Source organism: Streptomyces sp. NPDC002130 (assembly GCF_040296465.1).
Classification (GTDB): Bacteria; Actinomycetota; Actinomycetes; order Streptomycetales; family Streptomycetaceae; genus Streptomyces.
The window spans coordinates 1-1,565 of record NZ_JBEOXI010000749.1 but is presented as its reverse complement, the minus strand read 5'-3'; the positions used below and the strand labels follow the sequence as shown (position 1 = coordinate 1,565).

Here is a 1,565-nt window from a genome sequence, read left to right as displayed (position 1 = left end):
GGACCAGTCGCTGACCTTCCAGCTCTACCCCGACACCAGCGGCATCAGCGTCCGCGTCCTGCCGAGCGCGGAGCAGACGGAGCACGCGCCGCCCATGCCTCGGTGAACGAGTCACCGAGGGCGTCGGCGACGCCGACGAACGATTCCCCAACGGTCTGCGCGGGTGGGCAGACCGAGTGGCCGAGCAGCTGGCGGTGAACAATCCCGAGTTCCGCTACGCCAACCTGGCGATTCGTGGTCGCCTACTCGGACCGATCATCGACGAGCAGTTGGAACCCGCCCTGGCGCTGAAGCCCGATCTGGTGACCATCTACGCCGGCGGAAACGACATGATGCGTCCCAAGCTCGACATCGATGCAGTCGTCGCCCGCTACGATTCGGCAATCGGCCGGCTCACTGAATCCGGCGCCCGGGTTCTGATGTTCACCGCGTACGACACCGGATGGTCCGCCTTCTTCGGCAAGCTCTGCGGACGTCTGGCGATCTACAACGAGCTCGTTCGTGAGGTGGCGGACCGCCATGGTGCGACCCTCGTCGACTTCTGGCGATTCTCCGAATATCAGGACCTTCGGATGTGGGACTGGGATCGACTGCACATGTCGCCCGCCGGGCACGAGAACATGGCGACGCGTGTGCTCGACGTGCTCGGTGTCGAACACGGATTGATCCCGCCCGATCTGGGACCGGCGCCGGTTCTCACGAAAGCCGAAACTCGTCGCGAGGATCGTCAATGGGCACGAGAGTTCTTGGTGCCGTGGGTAGCTCGGCGAGTGAAGGGAACGTCCTCGGGGGACGGCGTAAGCGCCAAGCAACCCGAAATGTCCCCGATTCAGTCCTGATTCTTGCGTTGATGTGCGAGCGCGACCAGGTGGTCGATGGTCTCGCGTTCGGCAGTCGGCGGGAGCGCGTCCACCGGCCACCATCGGAGGTCGGCGGACTCTGCGCTCCGGACGATATGCGAATTATCCGGTGCCACAACGAGAAACCGTAGATCGAGATGTCTGGTCGGGACTCCGAGTGAGCACGTGATCGGATGTGTGTGGGCGGAGAGTAAGTCCGCATCTATCCGAACGTCGTGAATTCCGGACTCCTCACGAGCCTCCCGTAATGCTGCATCGACCACCGTCTCGTCGTCGGGTTCGCAGTGGCCGCCGAGCTGAATCCACCGGCCCACCTTGGGATGCAGCGTCAGCAGGACATGGCAGCCACTCTCGTCGAGAACCAGAGACGACGCTGTGATGTGTCCCGGTGCGTGGCGACGAAGGCAGCCGTCCGGAGCCGAATCGAGGAACGCGAGCATCGTGTGCCGCAGTGACTCGTCCGCTTCGGAGGGCGTCACCCAGCCCTCCAGGACGCCCTTGGCCGAGGCGTGCAGCGATTCGGCTGACATGACCTACATCTCCACCAACGCGTCCCCGGGGGCGGGGACGGTGCGCGGAGTCAGTGGTTCGAGTGGGTGCCCGATTGCGACCGCGCCGAGTGGCTGCCAATCGGCCGGGAGATCGAGGTGTCGACGCACCAGGTCGGCGGCGAAGATCGTCGAGCCGATCCAGCAGCTTCCCACA

General features: G+C 64.6%; 2 protein-coding genes and 1 pseudogene. 1 reads left to right on the top strand and 2 read right to left on the bottom strand.

What is annotated here, in order from left to right:
• Positions 1–125: 125 nt before the first annotated feature.
• Positions 126–839 (top strand): annotated as a pseudogene (locus ABT116_RS45120) (SGNH/GDSL hydrolase family protein); the annotation flags it as partial.
• Here ABT116_RS45120 and ABT116_RS45115 read toward each other — a convergent pair.
• Together ABT116_RS45115 and ABT116_RS45110 are read right to left on the bottom strand one after the other, a co-directional pair.
• Complete coding sequence (locus ABT116_RS45115; protein WP_298778190.1) at positions 830–1,390, bottom strand: NUDIX hydrolase; 561 nt, start codon at positions 1,388–1,390, stop codon at positions 830–832. The pseudogene ABT116_RS45120 and the gene ABT116_RS45115 sit on opposite strands and share 10 nt — an antisense overlap.
• A gap of 3 nt (positions 1,391–1,393) precedes the next feature.
• Positions 1,394–1,564, bottom strand: a complete 171-nt coding sequence (locus ABT116_RS45110) for a nitroreductase family protein (protein WP_351646842.1) — start codon at positions 1,562–1,564, stop codon at positions 1,394–1,396.
• Between the last annotated feature and the right edge of the window lies 1 nt (position 1,565).